19 protein-coding genes and 2 tRNA genes are annotated in these 22,390 nt (G+C 58.6%); 15 read left to right on the forward strand and 6 right to left on the reverse strand.

The genetic code is table 11. From position 1 onward, the window contains the following. Nucleotides 1–137: 137 nt before the first annotated feature. The 8 genes from mltG (at nucleotide 138) to I7X13_RS06780 (ending at nucleotide 5,676) form a co-directional block, all read left to right on the forward strand. On the forward strand, nucleotides 138–1,226 hold the full coding sequence (gene mltG, locus I7X13_RS06745; protein ID WP_198066813.1) for an endolytic transglycosylase MltG: 1,089 nt from the start codon (nucleotides 138–140) through the stop codon (nucleotides 1,224–1,226). 55 nt (nucleotides 1,227–1,281) lie between these two features. Further along, entirely contained in the window at nucleotides 1,282–1,773 is a 492-nt protein-coding gene (locus I7X13_RS06750; protein ID WP_198074871.1) for an acyl-CoA thioesterase, read from the forward strand. 91 nt (nucleotides 1,774–1,864) lie between these two features. Continuing rightward, the gene (locus I7X13_RS06755) at nucleotides 1,865–2,845 is read left to right on the forward strand and encodes a YihY/virulence factor BrkB family protein (protein ID WP_198066811.1); all 981 of its coding nucleotides are present in this window, start codon (nucleotides 1,865–1,867) and stop codon (nucleotides 2,843–2,845) included. A gap of 112 nt (nucleotides 2,846–2,957) precedes the next feature. Next, nucleotides 2,958–3,044, forward strand: a tRNA-Ser gene (locus I7X13_RS06760). Nucleotides 3,045–3,118: 74 nt separating this feature from the next. Continuing rightward, a tRNA-Ser gene (locus tag I7X13_RS06765) sits at nucleotides 3,119–3,203 on the forward strand. Nucleotides 3,204–3,582: 379 nt separating this feature from the next. After that, complete coding sequence (locus I7X13_RS06770) at nucleotides 3,583–3,774, forward strand: hypothetical protein (RefSeq protein WP_198074872.1); 192 nt, start codon at nucleotides 3,583–3,585, stop codon at nucleotides 3,772–3,774. Nucleotides 3,775–4,575: 801 nt separating this feature from the next. Further along, a complete protein-coding gene (locus I7X13_RS06775; protein ID WP_198066809.1) occupies nucleotides 4,576–5,328 on the forward strand; it encodes a hypothetical protein in 753 nt (250 codons plus the stop codon). A 210-nt stretch (nucleotides 5,329–5,538) separates the two neighbouring features. Beyond that, a complete protein-coding gene (locus I7X13_RS06780; protein WP_198074873.1) occupies nucleotides 5,539–5,676 on the forward strand; it encodes a hypothetical protein in 138 nt (45 codons plus the stop codon). A gap of 203 nt (nucleotides 5,677–5,879) precedes the next feature. Here I7X13_RS06780 and I7X13_RS06785 read toward each other — a convergent pair whose 3' ends face one another. The 5 genes from I7X13_RS06785 to I7X13_RS06805 form a co-directional block, all read right to left on the reverse strand. Next, nucleotides 5,880–7,541: a patatin-like phospholipase family protein gene (locus tag I7X13_RS06785; protein ID WP_198074874.1), complete on the reverse strand. Its 1,662-nt coding sequence runs from the start codon at nucleotides 7,539–7,541 to the stop codon at nucleotides 5,880–5,882. Nucleotides 7,542–7,828: 287 nt separating this feature from the next. After that, nucleotides 7,829–9,952 carry a DNA/RNA non-specific endonuclease gene (locus I7X13_RS06790; protein ID WP_198074875.1) on the reverse strand — a complete coding sequence of 708 codons (2,124 nt, stop codon included), beginning with the start codon at nucleotides 9,950–9,952 and terminating at the stop codon, nucleotides 7,829–7,831. A gap of 94 nt (nucleotides 9,953–10,046) precedes the next feature. Further along, a complete protein-coding gene (locus I7X13_RS06795; protein WP_198066805.1) occupies nucleotides 10,047–10,274 on the reverse strand; it encodes a hypothetical protein in 228 nt (75 codons plus the stop codon). A gap of 19 nt (nucleotides 10,275–10,293) precedes the next feature. Next, complete coding sequence (locus I7X13_RS06800) at nucleotides 10,294–10,689, reverse strand: hypothetical protein (RefSeq protein WP_198074876.1); 396 nt, start codon at nucleotides 10,687–10,689, stop codon at nucleotides 10,294–10,296. Continuing rightward, on the reverse strand, nucleotides 10,686–11,642 hold the full coding sequence (locus I7X13_RS06805; RefSeq protein ID WP_198074877.1) for a hypothetical protein: 957 nt from the start codon (nucleotides 11,640–11,642) through the stop codon (nucleotides 10,686–10,688). Before I7X13_RS06805 ends, I7X13_RS06800 begins: the two co-directional genes overlap by 4 nt. Before the next feature lie 377 nt (nucleotides 11,643–12,019). Between I7X13_RS06805 and I7X13_RS06810 the strand changes: the two genes are divergently transcribed. Next, on the forward strand, nucleotides 12,020–12,502 hold the full coding sequence (locus I7X13_RS06810; protein ID WP_198074878.1) for a hypothetical protein: 483 nt from the start codon (nucleotides 12,020–12,022) through the stop codon (nucleotides 12,500–12,502). Between the two features lie 200 nt (nucleotides 12,503–12,702). Continuing rightward, nucleotides 12,703–13,026, forward strand: coding sequence for a hypothetical protein (locus I7X13_RS06815; protein ID WP_198074879.1), 324 nt, complete (start codon nucleotides 12,703–12,705; stop codon nucleotides 13,024–13,026). 235 nt (nucleotides 13,027–13,261) lie between these two features. On the opposite strand, the gene I7X13_RS06820 is transcribed toward I7X13_RS06815, so the two are convergent. Beyond that, nucleotides 13,262–14,494: an NADP-dependent isocitrate dehydrogenase gene (locus tag I7X13_RS06820; protein ID WP_198074880.1), complete on the reverse strand. Its 1,233-nt coding sequence runs from the start codon at nucleotides 14,492–14,494 to the stop codon at nucleotides 13,262–13,264. A 251-nt stretch (nucleotides 14,495–14,745) separates the two neighbouring features. On the opposite strand from I7X13_RS06820, the gene I7X13_RS06825 reads away from it, so the two are divergent. From I7X13_RS06825 to I7X13_RS06845, 5 genes are all read left to right on the forward strand, one after another. Then, a complete protein-coding gene (locus I7X13_RS06825) occupies nucleotides 14,746–15,939 on the forward strand; it encodes an aldose epimerase family protein (RefSeq protein ID WP_198075073.1) in 1,194 nt (397 codons plus the stop codon). Nucleotides 15,940–16,174: 235 nt separating this feature from the next. Then, nucleotides 16,175–17,899 carry a ribulokinase gene (locus I7X13_RS06830; protein ID WP_198074881.1) on the forward strand — a complete coding sequence of 575 codons (1,725 nt, stop codon included), beginning with the start codon at nucleotides 16,175–16,177 and terminating at the stop codon, nucleotides 17,897–17,899. Next, complete coding sequence (locus I7X13_RS06835; protein WP_198074882.1) at nucleotides 17,896–18,597, forward strand: L-ribulose-5-phosphate 4-epimerase; 702 nt, start codon at nucleotides 17,896–17,898, stop codon at nucleotides 18,595–18,597. The genes I7X13_RS06830 and I7X13_RS06835 overlap by 4 nt, the downstream gene beginning before the upstream one ends. 78 nt (nucleotides 18,598–18,675) lie before the next feature. Then, nucleotides 18,676–20,163 (forward strand): L-arabinose isomerase, encoded by a 1,488-nt coding sequence (gene araA / locus I7X13_RS06840; RefSeq protein WP_198074883.1) that lies wholly within the window; start codon nucleotides 18,676–18,678, stop codon nucleotides 20,161–20,163. 132 nt (nucleotides 20,164–20,295) lie between these two features. Continuing rightward, on the forward strand, nucleotides 20,296–22,377 hold the full coding sequence (locus I7X13_RS06845) for an alpha-L-arabinofuranosidase C-terminal domain-containing protein (RefSeq protein WP_198074884.1): 2,082 nt from the start codon (nucleotides 20,296–20,298) through the stop codon (nucleotides 22,375–22,377). Nucleotides 22,378–22,390 lie beyond the last annotated feature (13 nt).

The following is a 22,390-nucleotide window of genomic DNA, read 5'->3' on the forward strand; positions in this document are numbered from 1 at the left end:
CGGCAACCCACCGGGCCAAAGGCGCGGGCAAGGTACTACGCCCGGCCGAAACGAAACAACTCAACCGCCGTCTGCGCCGTGCGGTTGCCGGCCTTCGTACTTTTGGCGCCGCTCCTCTGACCTCCGCTTTATTTCTCATGGCCAAACCTGCCCAAAAGTCCATCCTCGAACGCCGCGACGACGCTCTGAAACGCCGCAAACGCTGGGCCACTGTGAGCATCATTTTCACGCTCGCGCTGGTCTGCTTCTCCTATTATTTCTACCAGGTGTTCTTCACCGCCAACATCGAAACCAAGGGCAAGCCGACTTATGTGGTAATCCCCCGCGGCGCTACTTGGAAAACGGCCCTCGCGGCCATCGACAAAACCGGTACCGTGGTGGATAAACTCTCGCTGCACTTCGTGGCCCGGCTGATGAAGTACGACAAGCCCGGCGCCGTGAAGCCCGGTAACTACGAGCTCAAAAACGGCTTCACCAACCGCCAGCTCATCAACGTGCTCAAGAGTGGAGCCCAGTCGCCCGTAAAACTGACCTTCAACACGGTGCGCCTGCGCAATGAGCTGGTGACCAAGCTCGCCAGCCAGGTCGACGTGCCCGCCGCCCGGCTCGACTCGCTGCTGCGCGACCCGGCTTATACCAAGAGCCTGGGTTTCGACACCACCACGGTGCTTACCATGTTCATCCCGAACACCTACGACGTGTACTGGAACACATCGGCCAAGCGCCTGATGCAGCGCCTGAAAACGTCCTACGAGCAGTTCTGGACGCCCGCCCGCGACGCCGAGCGCGAGAAGCTGCACCTCACCCGTGCCCAGGTGAGCACCCTAGCCAGCATCGTGGAAGCCGAGCAGCAGCAGCACGCCGACGAGCGGCCCCGCATCGCGGGCGTGTACCTCAACCGCCTCAAGCGCGGCATGAAGCTGCAGGCCGACCCGACGGTGGTCTACGCCAACCACGACTTCACCATCAAGCGCGTGCTGAACGTGCACCTGCAAAAGGACTCGCCATACAACACCTACAAGTACGCCGGCCTGCCCCCCGGCCCCATCAACCTGCCCAGCATCGCCAGCATCGACGCCGTGCTGAAACCCGAGAGCAACAACTACCTCTATTTCTGCGCCAAGGAGGATTTCAGCGGCTACCACGCCTTCGCCACCACCGAGGCCGAGCACATCGCCAACGCCCGCCGCTACCAGGCGGCACTGAATCGGGCGGGGATTCGATGAACTAAACGGCTGTCATCCTGAGCGCAGCGAAGGATGACACAATTTACCAGACATTATGTATCAGTCCGATATCCAAATCCGCGTGCGCTACGCCGAAACCGACCAGATGGGCTACGTCTATCACGGCAATTACGCGGCGTATTTTGAAGTGGCGCGCACCGAGGCGTTCCGCAAGCTTGGCATCAGCTACAAAGAGCTGGAGGCCGACGGCGTGGGCATGCCGGTAGGGGAGCTGCGCACCCGTTTTCGCCGCCCCGCCCGCTACGACGACCTGCTGACTGTGCGCCTGCTGCTGCGCCAGCCGCCCGAAGGCACGCGGGTGCTGTTCGAGTACGAAATTTACAACGAAGCCCAGGAGTTGCTCACCGAAGGCCACACGCTCATGGTGTTTGTGAAAACTACCACCGGCCGGCCCGTACCTATCCCCGAAAGCATCCAGCAGCAGCTGGCACCGTATTTTAGCGAAGACGACCTGGAAAGCCCGGTGCTGCCCAAGCCCGGCGCAATTTTGCCAGATGCGCCTGCCCCGGCCGCGTTCCGGAAATAGAAAGTTAGTTAGCAGTTATCAGTGAACAGTTAGCAAAACGCTTGTTGTAGCTGATGCTGTTAATTGCTCACTGTCAACTGTTGACTGTCAATTGAAAGCCCCCGCCGCCATCCGCCGTGCCCGCTTCCCCGATGTGCGCCAGCAACGGCCGTACCGGCGGGCCATTGTGGGCCTGAAGCGGCTGCGGCTGCCCGGCGGCCACGCCTCGCTCTACGACGTGCTCGACCGCATCCTGCACGAGCTACGGCTCGACTCGCTGGAGAAGCGCGCCGCCTACATGGCCTTCAACCTCACGGTGGCCCTGTTCCCGACCATCATTTTCCTGTTCACGCTCATTCCGTACATCCCCGTACCGAACCTGAATGTGGACATCCTCCAGTTTCTGGCCGATTTCATGCCCCGCGAGTTGTACGCGGCCACTGCCAGCACCATCGAGGACATTGTGAACATCCCGCACGGCGGCCTGCTCTCCTTCGGTTTCGGCACGGCGCTGGTGCTCAGTTCCAATGGCATCATGGCCTTGCTCGATGCCTTTGAGAAGAAATATCCGTGGTTCAAGCACCGCAGCTACCTGCGCAAGCGAATGATTGCCACCGGACTAACGTTTGTGCTGGCCCTGATACTGCTGCTGTCCATCGCGGGCATCTTCTTCGGTACTTACCTCATCGATGGCCTGGTTTTCTATGAAATCGTGCCCGAGCGGTTCACCGATTTGGTGCTCACACTCATCCGCTACGGCTCACTGATTGGACTATTTTTGAGTACCACCTGCGTCATTTATTACTTCGTGCCGCCCGTGCATGACAAGTGGCCGTTGGTGTCGGCCGGGGCCATTGTGGCTACGCTGCTCATTTTTTTGGTGTCGTTTCTCTTCACGCTCTACGTCCGGATTTTCGATTCCTACAACCACTTCTACGGCTCCATCGGGGCGCTGGTGGGCTTCATGGTGTGGCTCGAATTCGTGTGTATGACGCTGATTATCGGGTTCGAAGTGAACGTGAGCATGGATGCCGTGACCGGCCGTCGCCGCCAGATGCTGCAGGAGCAGCTAATGACAAAGAATGAAAAATGAGGAATTGATTTTGAGGGCGATAGCAGAAAATTTGAGAAAAATTCTTCCTTCCTCGTTTTTCATTCCGCATTCCTTTTTACTTTTGCACTCCCCAATCACTCGGGGGCCTTATAGAGAGGTGGCAGAGTGGTCGAATGCGACGGTTTCGAAAACCGTTATACCGGCAACGGTATCGGGGGTTCGAATCCCCCCTTCTCTACAAAAAGGCTTTTTCTGCGCTGGGAAAAGCCTTTTTTGTTGCTTTCATAATCACAGCGCGCGAGTAATTGACCCAGAGAAGTGGCAGAGTGGTCGATTGCGGCGGTCTTGAAAACCGCTGACTGTAACAGGTCCGGGGGTTCGAATCCCTCCTTCTCTGCAAAGTAAAAACCCCGTTTCCGCATTGGGAATGGGGTTTTTACTTTTCCGGGGGACACTTTAGGAGACAAGGCGAAGTGGACATCTTCGTCAGCAGGGAGCAACCAATTAGAAAGAAACGGAGAAAGGGATGAAGGCTTCGAGTTAGATTAACTCGCATCCAAAACATTGGTCGTGGAAGAGCATTTCAACCAAAAATAAATGGGCTTCTGTATAGATGAATACTTCTGCCATAGGCGCTCTAATCATTAAGGTGTCTGGAATTCTGAGTGCTTACGCAGCTTTTGGCCGCAATAAGTTGCTGAATGCATGGGATTTTACTGCGGCAGTATGCACGCTTACTCCATCTATTCAGATGGCAACCGGGACTCGACTAGCTCGTGCAAAAGTTCCCCTCCCTGCTTCCCCAACCCGGTGGTGGCCGTCCGGTAACGGTGTCCTACTACCTGGAAGCCGGGGCCACGGTGAGCGTCGACGTACTCGACGAACTGAACTGCCCGATGATGGCACAGATGCAGGCGCAAGGCGTGGGGCCGCACACGCTAGCTGTGCCCACAGCCCCTGCACCGTGAGCTTGGTGCACGAGGGGGCGGCGACTTACCTAACGGATTCCCCCGGCCTTGCAGCGCCCCGGCCAACCGGCCAGGGCTTTTTTGTGCCCTGACGCGCTGCGCTCCACCTTTTCGTCTGGCTGGTATCGAACATATTAATGTAACGATGTCAGCAACAGCGGGTTTGGCAGGGTAATCATGTGCCCGAGCTTATCTAATAATTGCGTTATCACCCGACAATTCTTCCCAATAGCCCCTAATTGCCTTTGTATAATCCTAGTCATAAACAGGCAGCAACTGTCCTTTTTGTTGGGTGAAATGCGGCCAACCTTTGGGCATCCCTTTCACGCTTTAACTACCTGACGCGTGGTACCTATACTCGGCGACTCCCCCTCTGGGCTATGGCTTTCCGGCACTTGTGCCAGCCCTGGCGCCCCTGCTGTAAGGCATTGCCTTCGGCCCCGCCTCGCCGCCGCGGCTCCCCGGCGGCCCGCTCTTCGCTAACGGCCCCGCACGGGGTCCTGTTTCTGTTCCGATAAGTTTCCGGGCCCTTGCCGGCCGGAAGCCCCCAATTGTGGCAGCGCGTGCTGACCGCTCTTGCTTGCTTGTTCCTCGCCCAACGCCTTCCTGCTCCGGTGGCGTGGGGCAACCTGCCGCCAATGCTAGCTTCAGCGGCCAGGTTGCCCCCGCCGTGGCCGGACCCCCGGGAAGAAAACGGCGCGCTGCGAACCGCAAGTGCGAGCCCGGGCGCGCACTGCTCCGGGAGTCATAAGCCCTCCGATAGCCCGTATTAAGTGGAGGAGGCACCAATCCTTTCACAAAATGAAAAATTTCTTCCTGCTCCTGCTCGCTTTTTGCGCCATTGCCCTGGCCACCGTTTCGTGTAGTAAGAAAGACACCGCCGATATGGCCCCGACTGCCAAGACCGTGGCGCAAAACAGCACCAACCCCTACGATTATGTCGGCGTGCAGCACAATCAGGGCTTGGACTACTACCTGGCCAAGGCGGATTTTAACGTTGCGGCCGACGAGGTAGAACCCAAAACGCTGGATTTTTTACAAGAAGCGGGCTACAGCCGGTCTGCGATGCAAGAAGTGCTGAACCAGCCTTATGTGAACGAAATCATTCACAGCGCCGACCCGGTGGAAGCCCTGCGCCAGTACTACACCACCAACGGCAACACCAAGGAGTTGGACTACCTTGACCGGATGGTGGACGCCATGTCGACGTCCACCAACTCTGACCAAGCCGTCTCGCGGTTGACCCAAATCGAAGATGACGTTCAGGCCGACAATTCGCTCACGGCCAGCAGCCAGGAGTCGTTGCTGAAGGGCCTCGCCGTGGGCCGACACAGCGCTCAGTACTGGTACGAGCAGCAAGCGCAAGGCGACCAAAGCACCTGGCTGCAGGCCAACGCCGGCACCATCGGGGCTACCAATCAGCCCGGCGGTCCAAACAGCTTGCGCCCGTGGTGGCACTACGGGTTGGCCGACCTGGCCGGTACCCTTGGGGGCACCATCGCCGGTGGCATCGGCGCCTCCATCATCTTCTGGCTCGGCGACCATAAAGACTAACCGTCCCCCTTTTGGCAGGGCCCAGTACGGCACCGGACTCTGTCCGAAGTAGATACCAGGAAAGCCGTCGCATCCGTGCGGCGGCTTTTTTGTAGGCCATGGCGCCCTTTGCTTTACCTGGGGCGTGGGCGCCTTAATGATTTGATAACCGTCTTCTCGCAACCATACGGTCTGGGGAGAGTACACTGGCTGATTAGCCACCGCGTCGTCATGAAATTCAGCACTCTTCGTTCGCACTTCGGTGCCCTGCGCGCACGTCAGGAGCGGGCCGTTTATGCCGTCATGGGCATCGCGGCGGCGGGCGGCCTGAGTTGGGCGTTGTGGGAGCACTACCTCAAGTCCTTGTAGCAGTTTTCACCGTGTGGTCGGTTTTTTTGCTACCTCTTCTCTTTTTTACTTGCAATGCGCCGGGGGATTAGCGGCGGGTGAACGGGGCATTCGTTACCAGCTGCTAATGGCTGCCTGTGTTTAGGTGGAGCAATCTTGGTAGGGCGGCATGGCCGGTTCTGGTCGTGCCCGCCGCCTCTGGGGCTAGAGGGAAAGACATGCGTTTACTGCGCAGATAATGCCTCCAGTGGCAATAAGCCGGCCCCGTCCGCTTGGTAATGGTCCCAAATGATTTGGGCGCGGCGCTGCACCTCTGTTTCGAGCGGGAAAGCGGGAGGCTGTTTTTCAAAGCGGCGCAGCAGTTGGTAACACAGCGTGATTTCTGCGGTGGCCACGATAGCGGGAAGACGATGAATATCCAGTTGCCACCATAGTGTGGTGGGCATTTGCTGGGCTGAGAGAACGGTGGGATAAACAGCTGCCAGCTGCTGGCGGACAGACGTAGGTACGGATTTCGCGGCCACCTTTTTCCTTTTGATTAGCTGCCGCTCGTGTTCGGTAACCAGCGTGCCAATGATGCTGGTCATGGTTTCATACCCGCGGTTGGTGTCGTTTGCCTGGCTAAGGTTTCGATATAGTTGCTCGTAGTTGAGACTACGCACCCGGCGCATGAACACAGAGGTAAGCAACGCCTTGGTGCTGCCAAGACGCAGGGTGAGCAAATCATATAGCTGCCGTAACGGTAGCTGCCGCAGCCGGGGCAGCACCCACGCTGGCAGATTCGGTCCCATGCGACTCAATATTCGGGTAAGTCGCTGCCAGCCCCAGATGAGTAGCCCCGTTACACCAACTGCAGTCAGCGCCAGTCCAGTGAGGGTACCCCCGACGAAGGGATGGGAATTGCGCAGCCACCATGCCCCGAGGCAAAGCAGAGTGAGTAGGACAAGCCAAGCGCTGAACGCTTGGATGAGGGTAGGAGAAAAACCACCAATGGCTGCTGGCGCAGCCTGGTAGATGCTTTTTTCGGCACTGCTCACGTCCGCAACTAAAAACAGGGTAGTAGGCTGCAAGAGTTGCGCCTGCTCTTCGGGAAGTGTAGCCTGGGCTGTTTCCCGGTATTTAGCGTTGCGCTCGTTGGCCAGCAGCAGGCTTTCAATGCCCTGGTTGTCGTAGATGCCTCCGTCGAGTAAAGCCACGCTGCCGAGAAAAGGCTGGCCTGGACCGCCGCGAAGTACAGAATTATCTTCCTTGGGCAAAAAATCGTCTGGCAAGACCAAAGGCTCGAAACCACCCGGAAAGCAGGAAGATGCGGCTACCACGTCACCCAAGCGGAGTTGGCGGGCGTATTTTGCCGGCAAGTGCACGTTACCGTTGCCCACGAGGTAAGCCGCGTCGGTCTCTTTTTTGGGCGGAGGCAGGAAAGAGCTGTGCTGAAAGCGAAAAGTCAGCCCCGAATACAGTTCAGTAGCACCGAAAATGACCGTTTGCAGGTGATAGGGGATAGAAGGGGGCGCCTTATCCCAGAAAGTTCCTAGGTCGGTGTCGGGAAATAATAGCTTGGTGTACGTATCGGCGAAAGCATGAATGAGTTTGGGGCGGTCCGCCTTTACGTTGCTGCCCCACTGCGTTAGGGCATGGAGCAAGAGCTGGTCCTGGGCGAGGAAATCATAGAAGTCGTGATAGATAGCGGCAAAGTCGTCTCCTTTTTTCCTTCTCATGGCGTAGTAGGCGCCGGTAATGGTGCCGCCCGAGGCCGTTGATAGCATGTGCACGCGTTCGAGCAGACCGAGCATGTGTAAGGCCTTTAGCGTGCCCAGGCTGTAAGCGGAGGCACGGAAGCCGCCCCCAGACAAACTCAGGGCAATGCGGTCGAAAAGGGTAGACATTAAGAGAGCCGTTTAACCGAAGGAATTACTTTCCCTGTACTGTAGCGAAAATACTTGACGGGTGTAATATTAGTAGGTTTAGGGACCCGTCAAATAGGCCCGCGAGAGGTGACTTCAAGGCCATAGCCACCACTAAGTAAAGTTGGCCGTCCAGTACGTGGAGACCGATAGTGCCAAACGCTCAGGTGTTCTACCTCAGCTACCTTATGCGGCGGGATAGTTGACGTGCAGGGACTGCCGCAAGGGCACACATCCCGCAGGCGCTGCCCCTGCTGGACCGAAGTTGATTAGGCGCTAATAGCTTCTAAAGCAGATAAATCAACCCAGCCACGCAGTAAGCCCGTAATTGTGGCAATTGGAACAAGTTTGGACTTCCAGGTCGGCGTTACCTTAAATTCCTTTTCGGTGATGGCTTGCACATCTTGTTCCAGCACGAAGCCATAAGCCTTCGGACCGGTGGTCTCCTTGGCCACCACGATTTTCCAAAACCGGTTGGGAATTTGTACCCGGACTTCTCCGGTACTGTCTTTACCGCGAAACCAGCGGTCGTCCGGAGCGAGGACGGGGCCGGAAAACAATATCACTTTCTCGGCCTTGGTTTGCTTGGCTACTTCGGCTTCCAAATCGCCCCAGTTGTCTACTCCGTATGCCGCTTGATTGAATCCTTTGATTTGCGGGCTGCAGTTGGTAATGTGGTAAGTATCCCCATTTGCCATTTGCATATCCTCAAAAGTATTGCCCCAGCACACGTCGTCGCGGCGTACCAGATGTCCTTTGTCAAACGCTTTGTGGTCGTCGGTGTAGAAGATGTCGGACAGCTGGTGCGCGGCCGCAATGCGAGCATCCGGCACCCATTCCTCGGTGACCATGTCAGGAATGTTTGTCAGCTCGGCACGGGTCGGTTTGTGCCCATTGATTTCCCGATGGGATTGAATCCAGTCCACGTTGGCAGCGGTAAAAAGCGCCAGGCGGCGCTGCTTGTGCATGACCACAGAAAACTTGTGGTAGCGCAATTCGTAGCCTCCTCCTTCCAGCAGTGGGGCGACGACGGACTTGCCAGCGGCCGTAAGCTGCGGCAGGGCCACCACTGCCCCTCCATCTAGGGTCAAAAAATCGGGCTGGTAGCCCTGACGACTGGCCAAATCGTCGTAAATGACAGGAATCTGCTGCTTAAAGGCCTCTGTTTCCAAGCCAGTTGCTGCGGATAGCAAGGACTTGGTTCCTGTGTCAGCAGGCTCGGCCCGCAGGCCTTGCGGTCCTTCTAGGCTGATGCGCAGTGTGAGCGGAATGGCTATTCCGGTGTTGGTTTGAGGCGGGGTTGATTCGAGGGATGTTTCGGAGCGGCTGCTTTCGGCTTGCATGAGGGAGGATGAAGGAGGTGAAACATGGTCTGGGCCGCTGGTGCTGACTTGAACAATGGCGCGGCCCAGGATGTCGCCCCCCGCCATGGCTTGTTCCAGCACCGCCACAAAAGCAGGGTAGCGCTGGCGGGCCTGCATTAGCAGGTTCGCGCAAATCGCCGAAACGCGAATACCAGCGTTGGCTTCCCACTCCACATCTGATTCCCGCAGGCCGTCCAGGGTGGGGCGCGTGGTGCCGTCTTTCAGCACGTAGGCTTGCTGGGCATCGCGCTTGATGCGCCCTCCACTGTGCAGCGCGGCAACTTGCAGTGAATCGTTGAAGACCGGGGCGCCCGACGAGCCGTGGGCCGTGTCAGTCTCATACTGAATAAAGTTCTCGTCTTCTTGCGCCCGGGTCACCTGGTTTTCGCGCAAAGCAATCTGCATGAGCTCGCCGTCTGGGTGCTGAATGATGGTCACGCACTCGTTGACGCCCACTTTACCCGAGCTTGGAAAGAGCCGCAGGTACCCCTGCTCGGCAAGTAGTGCTCGGCCGCTGCGCGAGGTCGCCTGCACAGCAACCAGGGTATAGTCTAACTCCTGGTCCGTTACAAAAAAAGCTGCCGGGTTTAAATCAAACCGCACGGTCGGGCCCGCCTCGCCCGCTACGTCGTACCAAGCATTAAACTCAACCGAGCCGGTTTCAGCTATGCCGGGCTCGGGCAGTACGTGGTTGTTGGTGAGCAGCAAGCCAGGTGCAACCATAAATCCCGTGGCCAGAATGCGTTGGTTGTCCTGATGCGCTTCCAGCCGCCCCACGGCCTGCCGAACCAGTAGGCAGCGGTCTAAAAAATTGACTTGCAGCAGGTCGTTGTTGCCTCGAAGGACTTCCAGTTCCAGATTCGTGGGTTGCTGGCCATCCGCGGCCAGGAAGTGTTCGCGCCGTCTGGCTTCGGGTGCTGGCAGAGCCAAATGGATTGCCGCTTTATCGGCCTTGAGCAGCCACGTGCCGGGGTTTTTGACCGGTTGGAGCTGGTCCCAGCGTTGGGAAGAAACGTCGCTTGCGAGCATGGCAATAAGATAGAGGTTAGCAGTAGCGGCGGCGCAGTTGTACTATTGGTCCAGCCCCCAACCCTGGGGCCGCGGAGCTGCAATTCATGGCCAATTAGCAGTTCACCCCAGGTTTGAAATTATAACTAGTGCCGCCAAATTGATTGGCGATGCTCTGGCACGTTTGCAACGTCACATTTGATTGCGAAACCGAAGAACCGCCTTGTCTGATTTCGCAGCACCCTCGGGGCGCAAATCCTTCCATTGCTTTATCCACGTTATCACTGGCAGCGGCTTGAGCCAGCAATTGCTTAATCTTCTTGAGGTCGTCGTTGGGGGCCATGGCGGGAGCGGTTATGATGTTAGGGAATGAAGAGTACGGTTTGGCGACGGCTAGCCTGAGGGGTTTCCGCTGTGAGATACACAGTGCCTTTGGTAGTGTCAGACCTCAATAAGGTTCGAGCGTACCGGTAGTCACCCTGTATGGAATCTGCGAATTGCTTGATGATTTTGGTGTTGTTGAAGGGGAAGCTGCCAGCAGAAGTCGTAAAAGTGATGATGACCTGCCCCGCTTCTTTGGGAACCCGAGCCAGCAGCACCGTTTTGTCCTGGCCATTGGCAACTAACTGTTTTTTTCCAGTTACCGACAAGAGCAGTATTTCTTCCGGGGCGACAAGGGCCGGGTCCTCCAGCGGGGAGCAACCACCCAAAACCCAAACAGCGGCTAGCGCGCTTGCTAGGAAAATGATGCGTTTCATTGAACTAATTTGCCCAGCGGGCCGAGAATGGAAGCGATGTTGAAGTCGTAGGTGATGCTCATGAACAAAGCCCGTTTGTTGACATCGCCGGCGATGGACACGTTCTGGTTGGCCTGCTTAAAGTTTAGTACACCCACATTGACCCGCATGGGTTGGAAAAATACCCGCCCAAATCTGCCCGTGCGGAACCAGGGACTGTAAAATGGAGAACGCAGCCCCACCCCGTAAACAAAGCTTCCAAGGGCAAACTTGCGCTTAATTTCCTGCTCCGTATGTTCACTAAATACTACGGGTGAAAGACCCGCGAATAGGCTGGTGCGAAGCAAGAAGTGCCGGGAAAAGGACAAATGTTCGTCATTCAAATCCGTATCCTCGTTGATGGGAGAGAAGTAAAAGTGCACTGTAGTAAGTCCAACCACAGCACGGGGCTTGAAGGCATAGCCCAACCCGAAATCCAGCTTGATGTGGTCAGATAAGCCCGATTCTGTGGTTCCGACCAATGAGTAAGAGGCAACTTTACTTTGACCCTGCCAAGTGCAGGCGTAACCGTCAATGTAAAATAGATAACGGTGGTTAGGGGTGGGATACCCTTGGCCCTGTTTGAAGAGGAGGAACAGCCGAAACTTTTCGGCTTTAGCGTCTTCCCCTTCTGCCCCTCCATTACTTTTATCGTATTGGCGTGCCCAGGTAGCTTCCTCTACTGCTAGCACCGTCCCGGTAGAGGAATCCAGTTGCACCTTTCTTATTTTAAGGACATCGACCGTTTTGGGGGGCGTCCCGATGAATTCAAACGGGGCATCAAATGGGATTTTGCCTTTGATAGATTCATTTATCAAATCTATTTCCACTTGTTTGGCGATGGCAGGGGGAGGTACTCCTTGGGCCAAGACAGCGTGAGTAACTCCCAAGGCGCAGCAGAAGACGATTAGTAACTTGCAAATTTTGTTCGGCATGAAAAACAGGATGCTTACTTATCGGAATGGTAGTGGGGGACGGTACTGGCACAAAGCAAATGAGATTTTTTACTGAGGAAAAGGAAACATCGCATGTGAATGCGACATCAAAAAGAGGAGAATTATGACATGAAATGAGCTCGCTTTACTGAATATTTTATATTTATTATAATAAATTATGATAGTATAATATATAAAATCCAATTCTAAAAATAGACCGATTGTGACATCGATTCTTACACCATTATAGCGGTATACAGCAGGTAAGGCTACTGCAGCAACTTCTACTGGCTGGTCATTATCATCTGGTGCAACGTGGCGTTTGGCCCGGCAGCCGGAGTACCTTTGCCGCTCTCTTACCCCAGCCCGCCCGCCCGATGAACGGTACCGAACCGGCCACTCCCAGCGCTTTCGACAAAGCCCGTACCGGGCTGTGGACCAGCCTCCAGAAGCACCTGACCACGGTGTACGCCGCCGAAAGCGCCTTCGTCAAGGCCGTAGCCTTCACCGATAGTTTCCCCTTTCCGGCTTCGGCGGGCAGCGAGCAGCAGCTGTACGACTACGAGCAGCAGCGCCGCGCCTTGCGCGACCTCTTCACCGACGAAACCACGCAACTGGATACCCTCGTCAAAGCCATTCGCCAGAAAGGCTACGCTGAGGACGAGAAGAAGCAGTTGTACCTGTTGCTGCTGGGCTACATGGACATTGCGGCCACAATTTTTGCGCGGCTGCACACCCAGGTGCCCGTGCGCCAGCCCAAAGACGAGGAACTGGACGAAACCACCGACCGGTTTGCGCGGGTGCAGAAATTTGCCCGGCTCAACATCAAAGGAATTGCGGGCTTATTGGGTGGTATCTGAGGCAGGCCGCGAAAGCGTTAGTCGGCAGACTCGGCGGCTTGGTCGACGGTTAAGAGGGGAGGTGTTGAAGTAAGTTGTTGGATAAGAGTTGATTGTTGAAAGCGCGGCTTTTGGCTATTTCGGGCCTTGGCACAGCGCTTGCGTTTGGAGAGACAGACGCCGTCACAATCTCCATTCACTTTTCAACTTCTTTTTTCGTCATGAAAACTTCCCTGCTTTCGCTTCTCGCCACCGGCCTGCTCTTCGTTGCTACTGCCGCTTCGGCCGCTCCCGCTTTCGACCACGACCACGATAAAGACTCACGCCGTCAGGCGGCCATTGAGCGCGCCCGCTACGAAGCCGCCCAGCGCCAACAGGAACAACGCCGCATCGCCCTGGAACGGGCCCGCTACGAAGCCAACCAACGTCGCCTCGAGCAGGACCGCGCCCGCCTCGCCGCCCAGCGCGAAGCCGCCGAGCGTGCCCGCTGGGAAGCCCAGCACCGCAACGACCGCGGCCACAGCTACGGCTACAACCACCGCTAATTAAGCGCGCTTAGCTTTTGACGCAGCCCCGGATTTCGCCAGAAGTCCGGGGCTGTTCGTATTTGCTCCGGTCCTACCGCCCTAGGCGGTCCGACCGGTCTTCGTTATTCTCCAAAACGTGTTTCCTTCCACCGGTCGGACCGCCTAGGGCGGTAGGACCGGAGCAGCCGTTTGCCCACAAAAAAATCCCCGCCGGTTGGGCGGGGATTTCTCGTTGCAGGCAGTCAGACTAAACCTACTTGGCCAGCTTGGCTTTCAGATTTTCGTCCAGAGCTTCCAGGAATTCCTCGGTGTAGAGGTAATCGCGGCCGTGCTCCACTTTGTTGCCGTGGATGCAGACGGCGAGGTCCTTGGTCATTTTACCGCTTTCCACGGTTTCGATGCACACCTGCTCCAGCGTGTGGCAGAAGTCGATGAGTTCTTGGTTGCCGTCGAGCTTGCCGCGGAACTCCAGGCCGCGCGTCCAGGCAAAGATGCTGGCAATGGGGTTGGTGCTGGTAGGCTTGCCGGCCTGGTGGTCGCGGTAGTGGCGCGTCACGGTGCCGTGAGCGGCTTCAGCCTCCATCACGGTGCCGTCGGGTGTCACTAGCGTCGAGGTCATCAGGCCGAGCGAGCCGAAGCCCTGGGCCACGGTGTCGGATTGCACGTCGCCGTCGTAGTTTTTGCAGGCCCACACGAAGTTGCCGTTCCATTTCAGGGCCGAGGCCACCATGTCGTCAATCAGCCGGTGCTCGTAGGTGATGCCGGCGGCCTTGAACTTGGCCAGGTAGTCCTGCTCGTAAATCTCCTGGAAGATGTCCTTGAAGCGGCCATCGTACTTCTTCAGGATGGTGTTTTTGGTGCTCAGGTACAGCGGCCAGCCCTTGCTCAGGGCCTGGTTGAAGCAGGCGTGGGCGAAGCCACGGATGCTTTCGTCGGTGTTGTACATGGCCAGGGCCACGCCGTCGCTCTTGAAGTTGAACACTTCAAAGGACTGCGTTTCGCCGCCATCTTCGGGCTGGAAGGTGATGGTAAGCTTGCCCTTGCCCTTGGTCACAAAGTCGGTGGCGCGGTACTGGTCGCCGAAGGCGTGGCGGCCGATGCAAATCGGGGCCGTCCAGTTGGGCACGAGGCGGGGCACGTTCTGCATCACGATGGGCTCGCGGAACACGGTGCCGTCCAGGATGTTGCGGATGGTGCCGTTGGGCGACTTCCACATCTGCTTCAGGCCAAACTCCTTCACCCGCTCCTCGTCGGGGGTGATGGTGGCGCACTTGATGCCCACGCCGTACTGCTTGATGGCGTTGGCCGAGTCGACGGTCACCTGGTCATTGGTCTCGTCGCGGTACTCGATGCCGAGGTCGTAGTATTTGATGTCGAGGTCGAGGTAGGGCGTGATGAGCTTGTCCTTGATAAATTTCCAGATGATGCGCGTCATTTCGTCGCCGTCGAGCTCTACTACGGGGTTGGCTACTTTAATTTTGGTCATTTCCGCTATGGTTTGTCGTTTGATTTGGGGCAGTGGGTACGCTGGTTTTTCCAGTTCGACAACAATATTAAGGGAGGAAAGCGGGCTTGCCGCACACCGGCGGTTTGCAAATGGTAGCCGAGGGCGCACTTCAGCGCATTTTCAGGGATTTTGGGGTGCTCCGAAAAATTAGGTTTTAGTCTTAGCGGGCTTTGTTTATCTTTGAATGCACAATCGATTGTGTGAGCAGGTAACTTTCCCTTCAATCCATGATGTCATTTCGTCGTTCCGGGCTGCTGGCCGTAACATTGTCCGGCCTGCTATTGCTGGCCGCCTGCGGGTCTAATCAACCAACAGAGCAATCCACCACGACGGCTCCGGCCGTCGACTCCACTCAAACGAAAGCCGCTGCCATGCCCACTTCCGCCTCCTTCGGCAAAGCCCTCGACGGCACCGAAATCCAGCTCTACACCCTCACCAATAAGCAGGGTGCCCAAGCCACCATCACCAACTACGGCGGCACCCTCGTGGGCCTGCTGATGCCCGACCGGGAAGGCAAAATGGACGACGTGGTGCTTGGGTTCGATAATGTGAGCGACTACCAGAGCCCGGCCTTCCGCAAGGCCAACCCCTACATCGGCGCGCTCATCGGCCGCTACGGCAACCGCATTGCCAAAGGAAAATTCACCATTGATGGCAAAACCTACCAGGTGGGCGTGAACAACGGGCCCAACTCGCTGCACGGCGGCAAGGTGGGCTACGACCAGAAAATCTGGGAAGCCACGCCCGGCACCTCGCCCGAGGGCCAGACCCTGACCCTGAAATACCTGAGCAAGGACGGCGAAGAAGGCTACCCCGGCAACCTGCAGATTACGGTGGTTTACACCCTCACCGACAACAACGCCCTGCGCATAGCTTACACCGCCACCACCGATAAGGCCACGCCCGTCAACCTCACCAACCACGCCTACTTCAACCTGAGCCACGGCGTGAGCAAGGACATTCTCAAGCACGAAGTGACCCTACCCGCCGACCGCTACACCGTGGTGGATGCCGGCCTGATTCCGACCGGCGAACTGCGCCCCGTTAAAGGCACGCCCTTCGATTTCACCACGCCCCACGCCATCGGCGAGCGTATTGCGCAGGTGCCCGGCGGCTACGACCACAACTGGGTGCTGAACGCCGAAACCGGCCAGCACGCCGCCGCTACCGTGTACGACCCCGCCTCGGGCCGCACCCTGGAGTTGACCACCGACCAGCCCGGCATCCAGTTCTACACCGGCAACTTCCTCGATGGCAGCCTCAAAGGCAAAGGCGGCACCGTGTACGGCCTGCACGCCGGCTTTTGCCTCGAAACCCAGCACTTCCCCGACTCGCCCAACGAGCCCAAATTCCCAAGCACCATCCTCCGCCCGGGCGAAACTTACCATACCACCAGTACCTATACGTTTAGCGTGCGCAAGTAAGGCCCGTCTGTCATTGCGGGTGGAGCGCAGCGAAACGCGGCAAACGAAGTTCAGCGAAGCTAATCTGTCCTCTCGATGCGACTAGCCTTGAGATGTAATAATGCTCTGGTGAAAAAGCTTGCCGCTCAGGAAAATGTCTGGTTTTGACAGGACTGATTAGCTTCGCTGAACTTCGTTTGCCGCGTTCCGCTGCGCTTCACTCACAATGACAATTACTTAATTACCGATAACCATCGTGCAACCCACCCCAACCCCCGCCTACGTCATCGGCATCGACTACGGCACCGACTCCGTTCGCGCCCTGCTCGTGGATGCCCGCACCGGCACCGAAGCGGCCCAGGCCGTGCATCCCTACGCCCGCTGGAAAACTGGACAGTTCTGCAATCCCGCGCGCAACCAGTTCCGCCAGCATCCGCTCGACCATATTGAGGGACTGGAGGCAGTGGTGCGCCGCGTGGCCCAGCACGTGCCGGCCGAGCAGGTCGTGGGTCTGGCCGTGGATACTACCGGCTCCACGCCCGGCCCCGTGAATGCGCAGGGCGTGGCGCTGGCGCTCACGCCGGGTTTCGAGGACAACCCGAATGCCATGTTCGTGCTCTGGAAAGACCACACGGCCCTGGCCGAAGCCGCCGAAATCAACCACAAAGCCCGCACTTGGGGCGGCGAGGATTATACCAGATATTCAGGCGGTATTTATTCCTCGGAGTGGTTCTGGGCCAAAATCACGCACATCCTGCGAGAGGATGAGGCCGTGGCTGCCGCCGCCCACTCCTGGATGGAGCACTGCGACTGGCTGACCCTACTGCTGACCGGCGGCGACCTCGCCACCTTCAAGCGGAGCCGCTGCGCCGCCGGCCACAAGGCCATGTGGCACGTGAGTTGGGGCGGCCTGCCCGCCGAGCAGTTTCTCGAGCACCTTGACCCAAAACTGGCTGGTTTACACAATCGATTATTCACCGAAACTTACACCGCCGATGAGGTGGCCGGGCACCTTTCGGAAGAGTGGGCACAGCGCCTGGGTCTGACCACCAACACCGTGGTGGCGGTGGGTTCGTTCGATGCCCACGCGGGGGCCATTGCGGGTGAAATCGAAGCCTATTCGATGGTGAAGGTGATGGGTACTAGTACCTGCGACATCGTGGTGGCGCCCACGGTCGAAGTCGGTGACCACCTCGTGGCCGGCATCTGCGGGCAGGTGGATGGGTCCGTGATTCCGGGCATGCTGGGGCTGGAGGCAGGGCAGTCAGCCTTCGGCGATTTGCTGGCCTGGTTCCGCAACATCGTGGAATGGCCGTTGCACCACGTGCTGCCCGATTCCACAGTGCTGACGCCCGAACAGCAGGACGCCCTGCGCGACGAAATGAGCGACGCGCTGCTGGTGAAATTGAGTGAAGCAGCTGCCGCTGTAGACCACGCCGAGAGCGCCGTGCTGGCGCTGGACTGGGTGAACGGCCGCCGCACCCCCGACGCCAACCAGGCCCTGAAAGGCGCCCTCATGAACCTGACGATGGGCACCAACGCCCCCCAGATTTTCCGGGCGCTGGTGGAAGCCATTTGCTACGGCTCGAAGCAGATTGTGGAGCGGTTTGAGGCCGAAGGCATTCCCATTAAGCAGGTCATCGGTATCGGCGGCGTGGCCAAAAAGTCGCAGTTTGTGATGCAGACCCTGGCCGATGTGCTGGACCGGCCCATTCGCATTGCCGTGTCGGAGCAGGCCCCGGCGCTGGGTGCGGCCATGTACGCGGCCGTAGCCGCCGGCATTCAGCCTGATGTGCAGACGGCGCAAAAGGCCATGGGTTCCGGCTTCGCCGAAACCTACCTGCCCAACCCCGCCCGCGTGGACGATTATGCGGCCCGCTACGCGCAGTATCAGGCCTTTGGCCGCTTCGTGGAAAGCGCGACAAGCGGACCCGACGAACCCGTTATGGAAACTGAAGCGCCTGCCATCACCACCGCATGAGCCAATACCAAGCCCTGAAAGAAGCCTGCTACGAGGCCAATATGCAGCTGCCCAAGTTCGGGCTGGTGCTCTTCACCTTCGGCAACGCCAGCGTGGTCGACCGCGAAAAGCGCGTATTCGCCATCAAGCCCAGCGGGGTGCCCTACGAGTTGCTGAAACCCGAGGACATCGTGATTCTCGACTTCGCCAACAACGTGCTGGAAGGGGAGAAGCGGCCGAGTTCCGATACCAAAACCCACGCCGTGCTCTACAGCCACTGGGAGCACATCGGCGGCATCGTGCACACGCACAGCACCTACGCCACGGCTTGGGCCCAGGCGCAGCTCGACATTCCTATCCTCGGTACTACCCACGCCGACCACCTCACGGCCGATGTGCCCTGCGCCCCGCCCATGGATGATGCCATGATTGCCGGCGACTACGAACACCAGACCGGCTGGCAAATCCTCAACGAGTTCCAGCGGCGCGGCCTCTCGCCCACGGAAGTAGAAATGGTGCTGCTGGCCAACCACGCCCCCTTCACCTGGGGCAAGACCGTGGACAAAGCCGTGTACAACAGCGCCGTACTCGAAGAAATAGCCCGCATGGCTTACCTGAGCTGCACCCTACGTCCGGAAGTACCGCGCCTCAAAGATGCCCTCATTCGCAAGCACTACGAGCGCAAGCACGGCGTGAATTCCTACTACGGGCAGCAGTAGCGCGGACTTTATAGTCCGCGCCCGAACGAAACCAAAACCACTTCCCCAAACGCGGACTACAGAGTCCGCGCCACTTCTATGATTGACATTTCGCACTACGAAGCTTGGTTCGTCACCGGTACCCAGCACCTCTACGGCCCCGAAACCCTCGAAGAAGTGGCCCGCCACTCCGAAGAAATTGCGCGGGAGCTGGGCACGAAATTGCCCATCAAAATCGTCTACAAGCCCATTCTGAAAACGCCGCAGGAGATTTACAAGCTCTTGCAGGAGGCCAACCAGGCCGAAAACTGCGTGGGCCTGATTGCCTGGATGCACACTTTCTCACCGGCCAAAATGTGGATTAACGGGCTGAAAATCCTGCAGAAGCCGCTGGCGCACCTGCACACGCAGTTCAACCGCGACATTCCGTGGGCCGACATCGACATGGATTTCATGAACACCAACCAGTCGGCGCACGGCGACCGCGAGTTTGGCTTCATTGGGGCCCGCATGCGGCTGAAGCGCAAGGTGATAGTGGGCCACTGGCAAAGCGCCGCCGTGCACGAGAGCCTGAACATCTGGAGCCGCGTGGCCGCGGCCTGGGCCGACTGGCAGTCTGCGAAATTTATCCGTTTCGGCGATAACATGCGCTACGTGGCCGTGACCGAAGGCGACAAAGTGGAAGCCGAAATCAAGTTCGGCTACGAAGTAAATACCTACGGCATCGGCGACCTGGTGGCCGTGGTCAACGAAGTAAGCGACGCGCAAATTGACGAGCTGCTGGTTACGTATGAAAAAGAATACGAGCTGGCCGAAGACCTCAAAGCCGGCGGCACGAAGCGGGACTCTCTGCGCGAGGCCGCCCGCATCGAGGCCGGCCTGCGCCAGTTCCTGCAGGACAAAGGCGCTAAGGGTTTCACCGACACCTTCGAGGACTTGCACGGGCTGGCCCAACTGCCCGGCATCGCCACGCAGCGGCTCATGGCCGAGGGCTATGGCTTCGGCGGCGAGGGCGACTGGAAAACCGCGGCCCTGGTGCGCGCTATGAAGGTGATGGGCGCGGGCCTGCCCGGCGGCAACTCCTTCATGGAAGACTACACCTACCACTTCGAGCCCGGCAACGAGCAGGTGCTCGGCTCGCACATGCTGGAAATATGCCCGAGCATCGGCACCGGTAAGGTGAAGGTGGAAGTGCACCCGCTGGGCATCGGCGGCAAAGCTGACCCGGTCCGCCTCGTTTTCAACTGCCCCGCCGGCCCGGCCCTGAATGCCACCATCGTGGACCTCGGCAACCGCTTTCGACTGATTGTGAACGAGGTGGAGGCTGTGCTGCCCGCCGCCGACCTGCCCAAGCTGCCGGTGGCTCGCGTGCTCTGGAAAGTGCAGCCCAGCCTGAGTGTGGGCGCGGCCGCCTGGATTTTGGCTGGGGGCGCCCATCACACCGGCTACAGCCAGAACCTGACCGCCGAATACCTGGAGGATTTCGCCGAAATGGCCGGGATTGAATTCCTAATTATCGATGCCGATACCAAGCTGCGTACCTTCAAAAATGAGCTGCGGTACAACGAAGTGGCCTTTCGGGGCTGATACAGCACGACGTAGAGACGCGACGCTTCGCGTCTCACTGCCTGCACCATTGTAGGAGCAATCGGCTAACGCCGGGACGCGAAGTGTCGCGTTGCTACATCGTCCTCACGCACCAACAGATTCCCACCGCCCATGACTTTCTCTATTACGCAACGCCTGCTGGAAGCGGCGGCGCTGGCGTTGTTGGGCCTGCTGCCCGGCCCTGCTACCCTGGCCCAAACGGCCCCCGCCACCCTCACCGTGCAGGTGAGCAAGCCGGTTGCGGCCGTGCCGAAAAACATGTTCGGCCTGTTTTTCGAAGACATCAACTTCGCGGCCGACGGCGGGCTGTATCCCGAGCTGGTGAAGAACAAATCGTTTGAATACGATGACCATCTCATCGGCTGGAAGGCCATCCGGGGTGCGGCCGGGCTGGCCGACTACCGCGTGTCGGGCGACCAACCCATTGGCGCCACCAACCGGCATTTCCTGCGACTAAGCGTGAAAACTGCCGGGCCCGATGCCGGTTTCGTGAACGAAGGCTTCCGCGGCATGGGCGTGAAACAGGGCGCGGAATACACCTTCTCGGTGTACCTGCGGCGCGGCCCCGGTAGCATTTCGGCCCTCAATGTGACCCTGGAAGAGCCCGGCCAGCGCGGCGGTGGCCCCGAAACGTCTGCCTCGGGCCAGGCGCTGGCCCAGGCCCAAATCACGGGGCTTACCGGTGAGTGGAAGAAGTACAGCGTGGTGCTCCGGCCTTCGGCCACAGCGGCCAAAGCCCGCCTCAAGCTGACGGTGGAAGGCACCGGCACGGCCGACATTGATGTGGTTTCCCTGTTCCCGAAGGACACCTACCTGAAGCGCGAAAACGGCCTGCGGCCCGACCTCGTGCAACTGCTCAAGGACATGAAGCCGGGTTTTCTGCGCTTTCCTGGCGGCTGCATTGTGGAGGGCATGACGTTGGATAACCGCTACCAGTGGAAGGAAACCATTGGCGAGGTAGCCAGCCGCCAACCCATGATAAACCGCTGGAATAAAGAATTTAAGCAGCGCTACACGCCCGATTATTACCAGTCGTTTGGGTTGGGATTCTTCGAGTATTTCCAGCTGGCGGAAGACATTGGAGCCGAGCCGCTGCCGATTCTGAACGTGGGCATGGCCTGCCAGTTCAACTCGGCCGAGCTGGCCCCGCTGGGCAGCGCGGCCAAGGGGCCGAACGCGGCCGGCCCGGGCGACGAGCCCACGCTGGATACCTTCATTCAGGACGCGCTGGATTTGGTAGAATTTGCCAACGGCCCTGCCTCCTCTACCTGGGGCGCAAAACGTGTGGCCATGGGTCATCCCGCACCCTTCAACCTCACGATGATTGGCATTGGCAACGAGCAGTGGGGGCCGCAGTACCTGGAGCGCTACGAGCCGTTTGCCAGGGTGCTGAAGGCGAAGTATCCGGCCATTCAGATAGTGAGCAGCGCCGGTCCTTCGCCAGAGGGCGAGCTGTTTGACAAAGCCACGGCCACGCTGCGCGCGCAAAAGGCGGAGTTCATCGATGAGCACTACTACGCCAAGCCGGAGTGGTTCCGGCAGCACGTGGACCGCTACGACAACTACCCGCGCACCGGCTCCAAAATCTTCGCCGGCGAATACGCCGCCCAGAGCGTGGGCATTGCCAGCCCCGCCAATAAGAACAACTGGGACTGCGCCCTTTCCGAAGCCGCTTTCATGACCGGCCTGGAACGCAATGCCGACGTGGTGGCCATGGCGTCCTACGCGCCGCTCTTCGCCCACGTCGATGCCTGGCAGTGGACGCCAAACCTTATTTGGTTCGACAACCTGAATGCCTACGGCACGGTGAACTACTACGTGCAGCAGCTTTTCAGCCAGAACAAGGGTACCACTATGCTGCCCGTGCAGCTGCCCGGCGGCGCCAAAAGCGGTACCGATAACCTCTTCGCCAGCGCCGTGGCCGACGACGCGGCCGGCGACCTCGTGGTGAAGCTGGTGAACTACTCCACCGCGCCCCGCACCGTGAAAGTGAACCTGGCCGGAGCCAAAAAGCTGGGCAAAACCGGCCGCGCCCTGGTGATGGCCGCCGATGATTTGAACACCCAGAACAGCCTGCAGGAACCCAAAAAACTCACGCCACAGGAATCGAAATTTGCCGTGGCCGGCCCGGTGGTGAGCTACACGCTGGCCCCGAACTCGCTTACGGTGCTGCGCATTCCGGGCAAGCGGTAGGGTAGGGAAAGAG

The organism is Hymenobacter negativus, assembly GCF_016056375.1.
In the GTDB taxonomy this organism is placed as follows: domain Bacteria; phylum Bacteroidota; class Bacteroidia; order Cytophagales; family Hymenobacteraceae; genus Hymenobacter; species Hymenobacter negativus_A.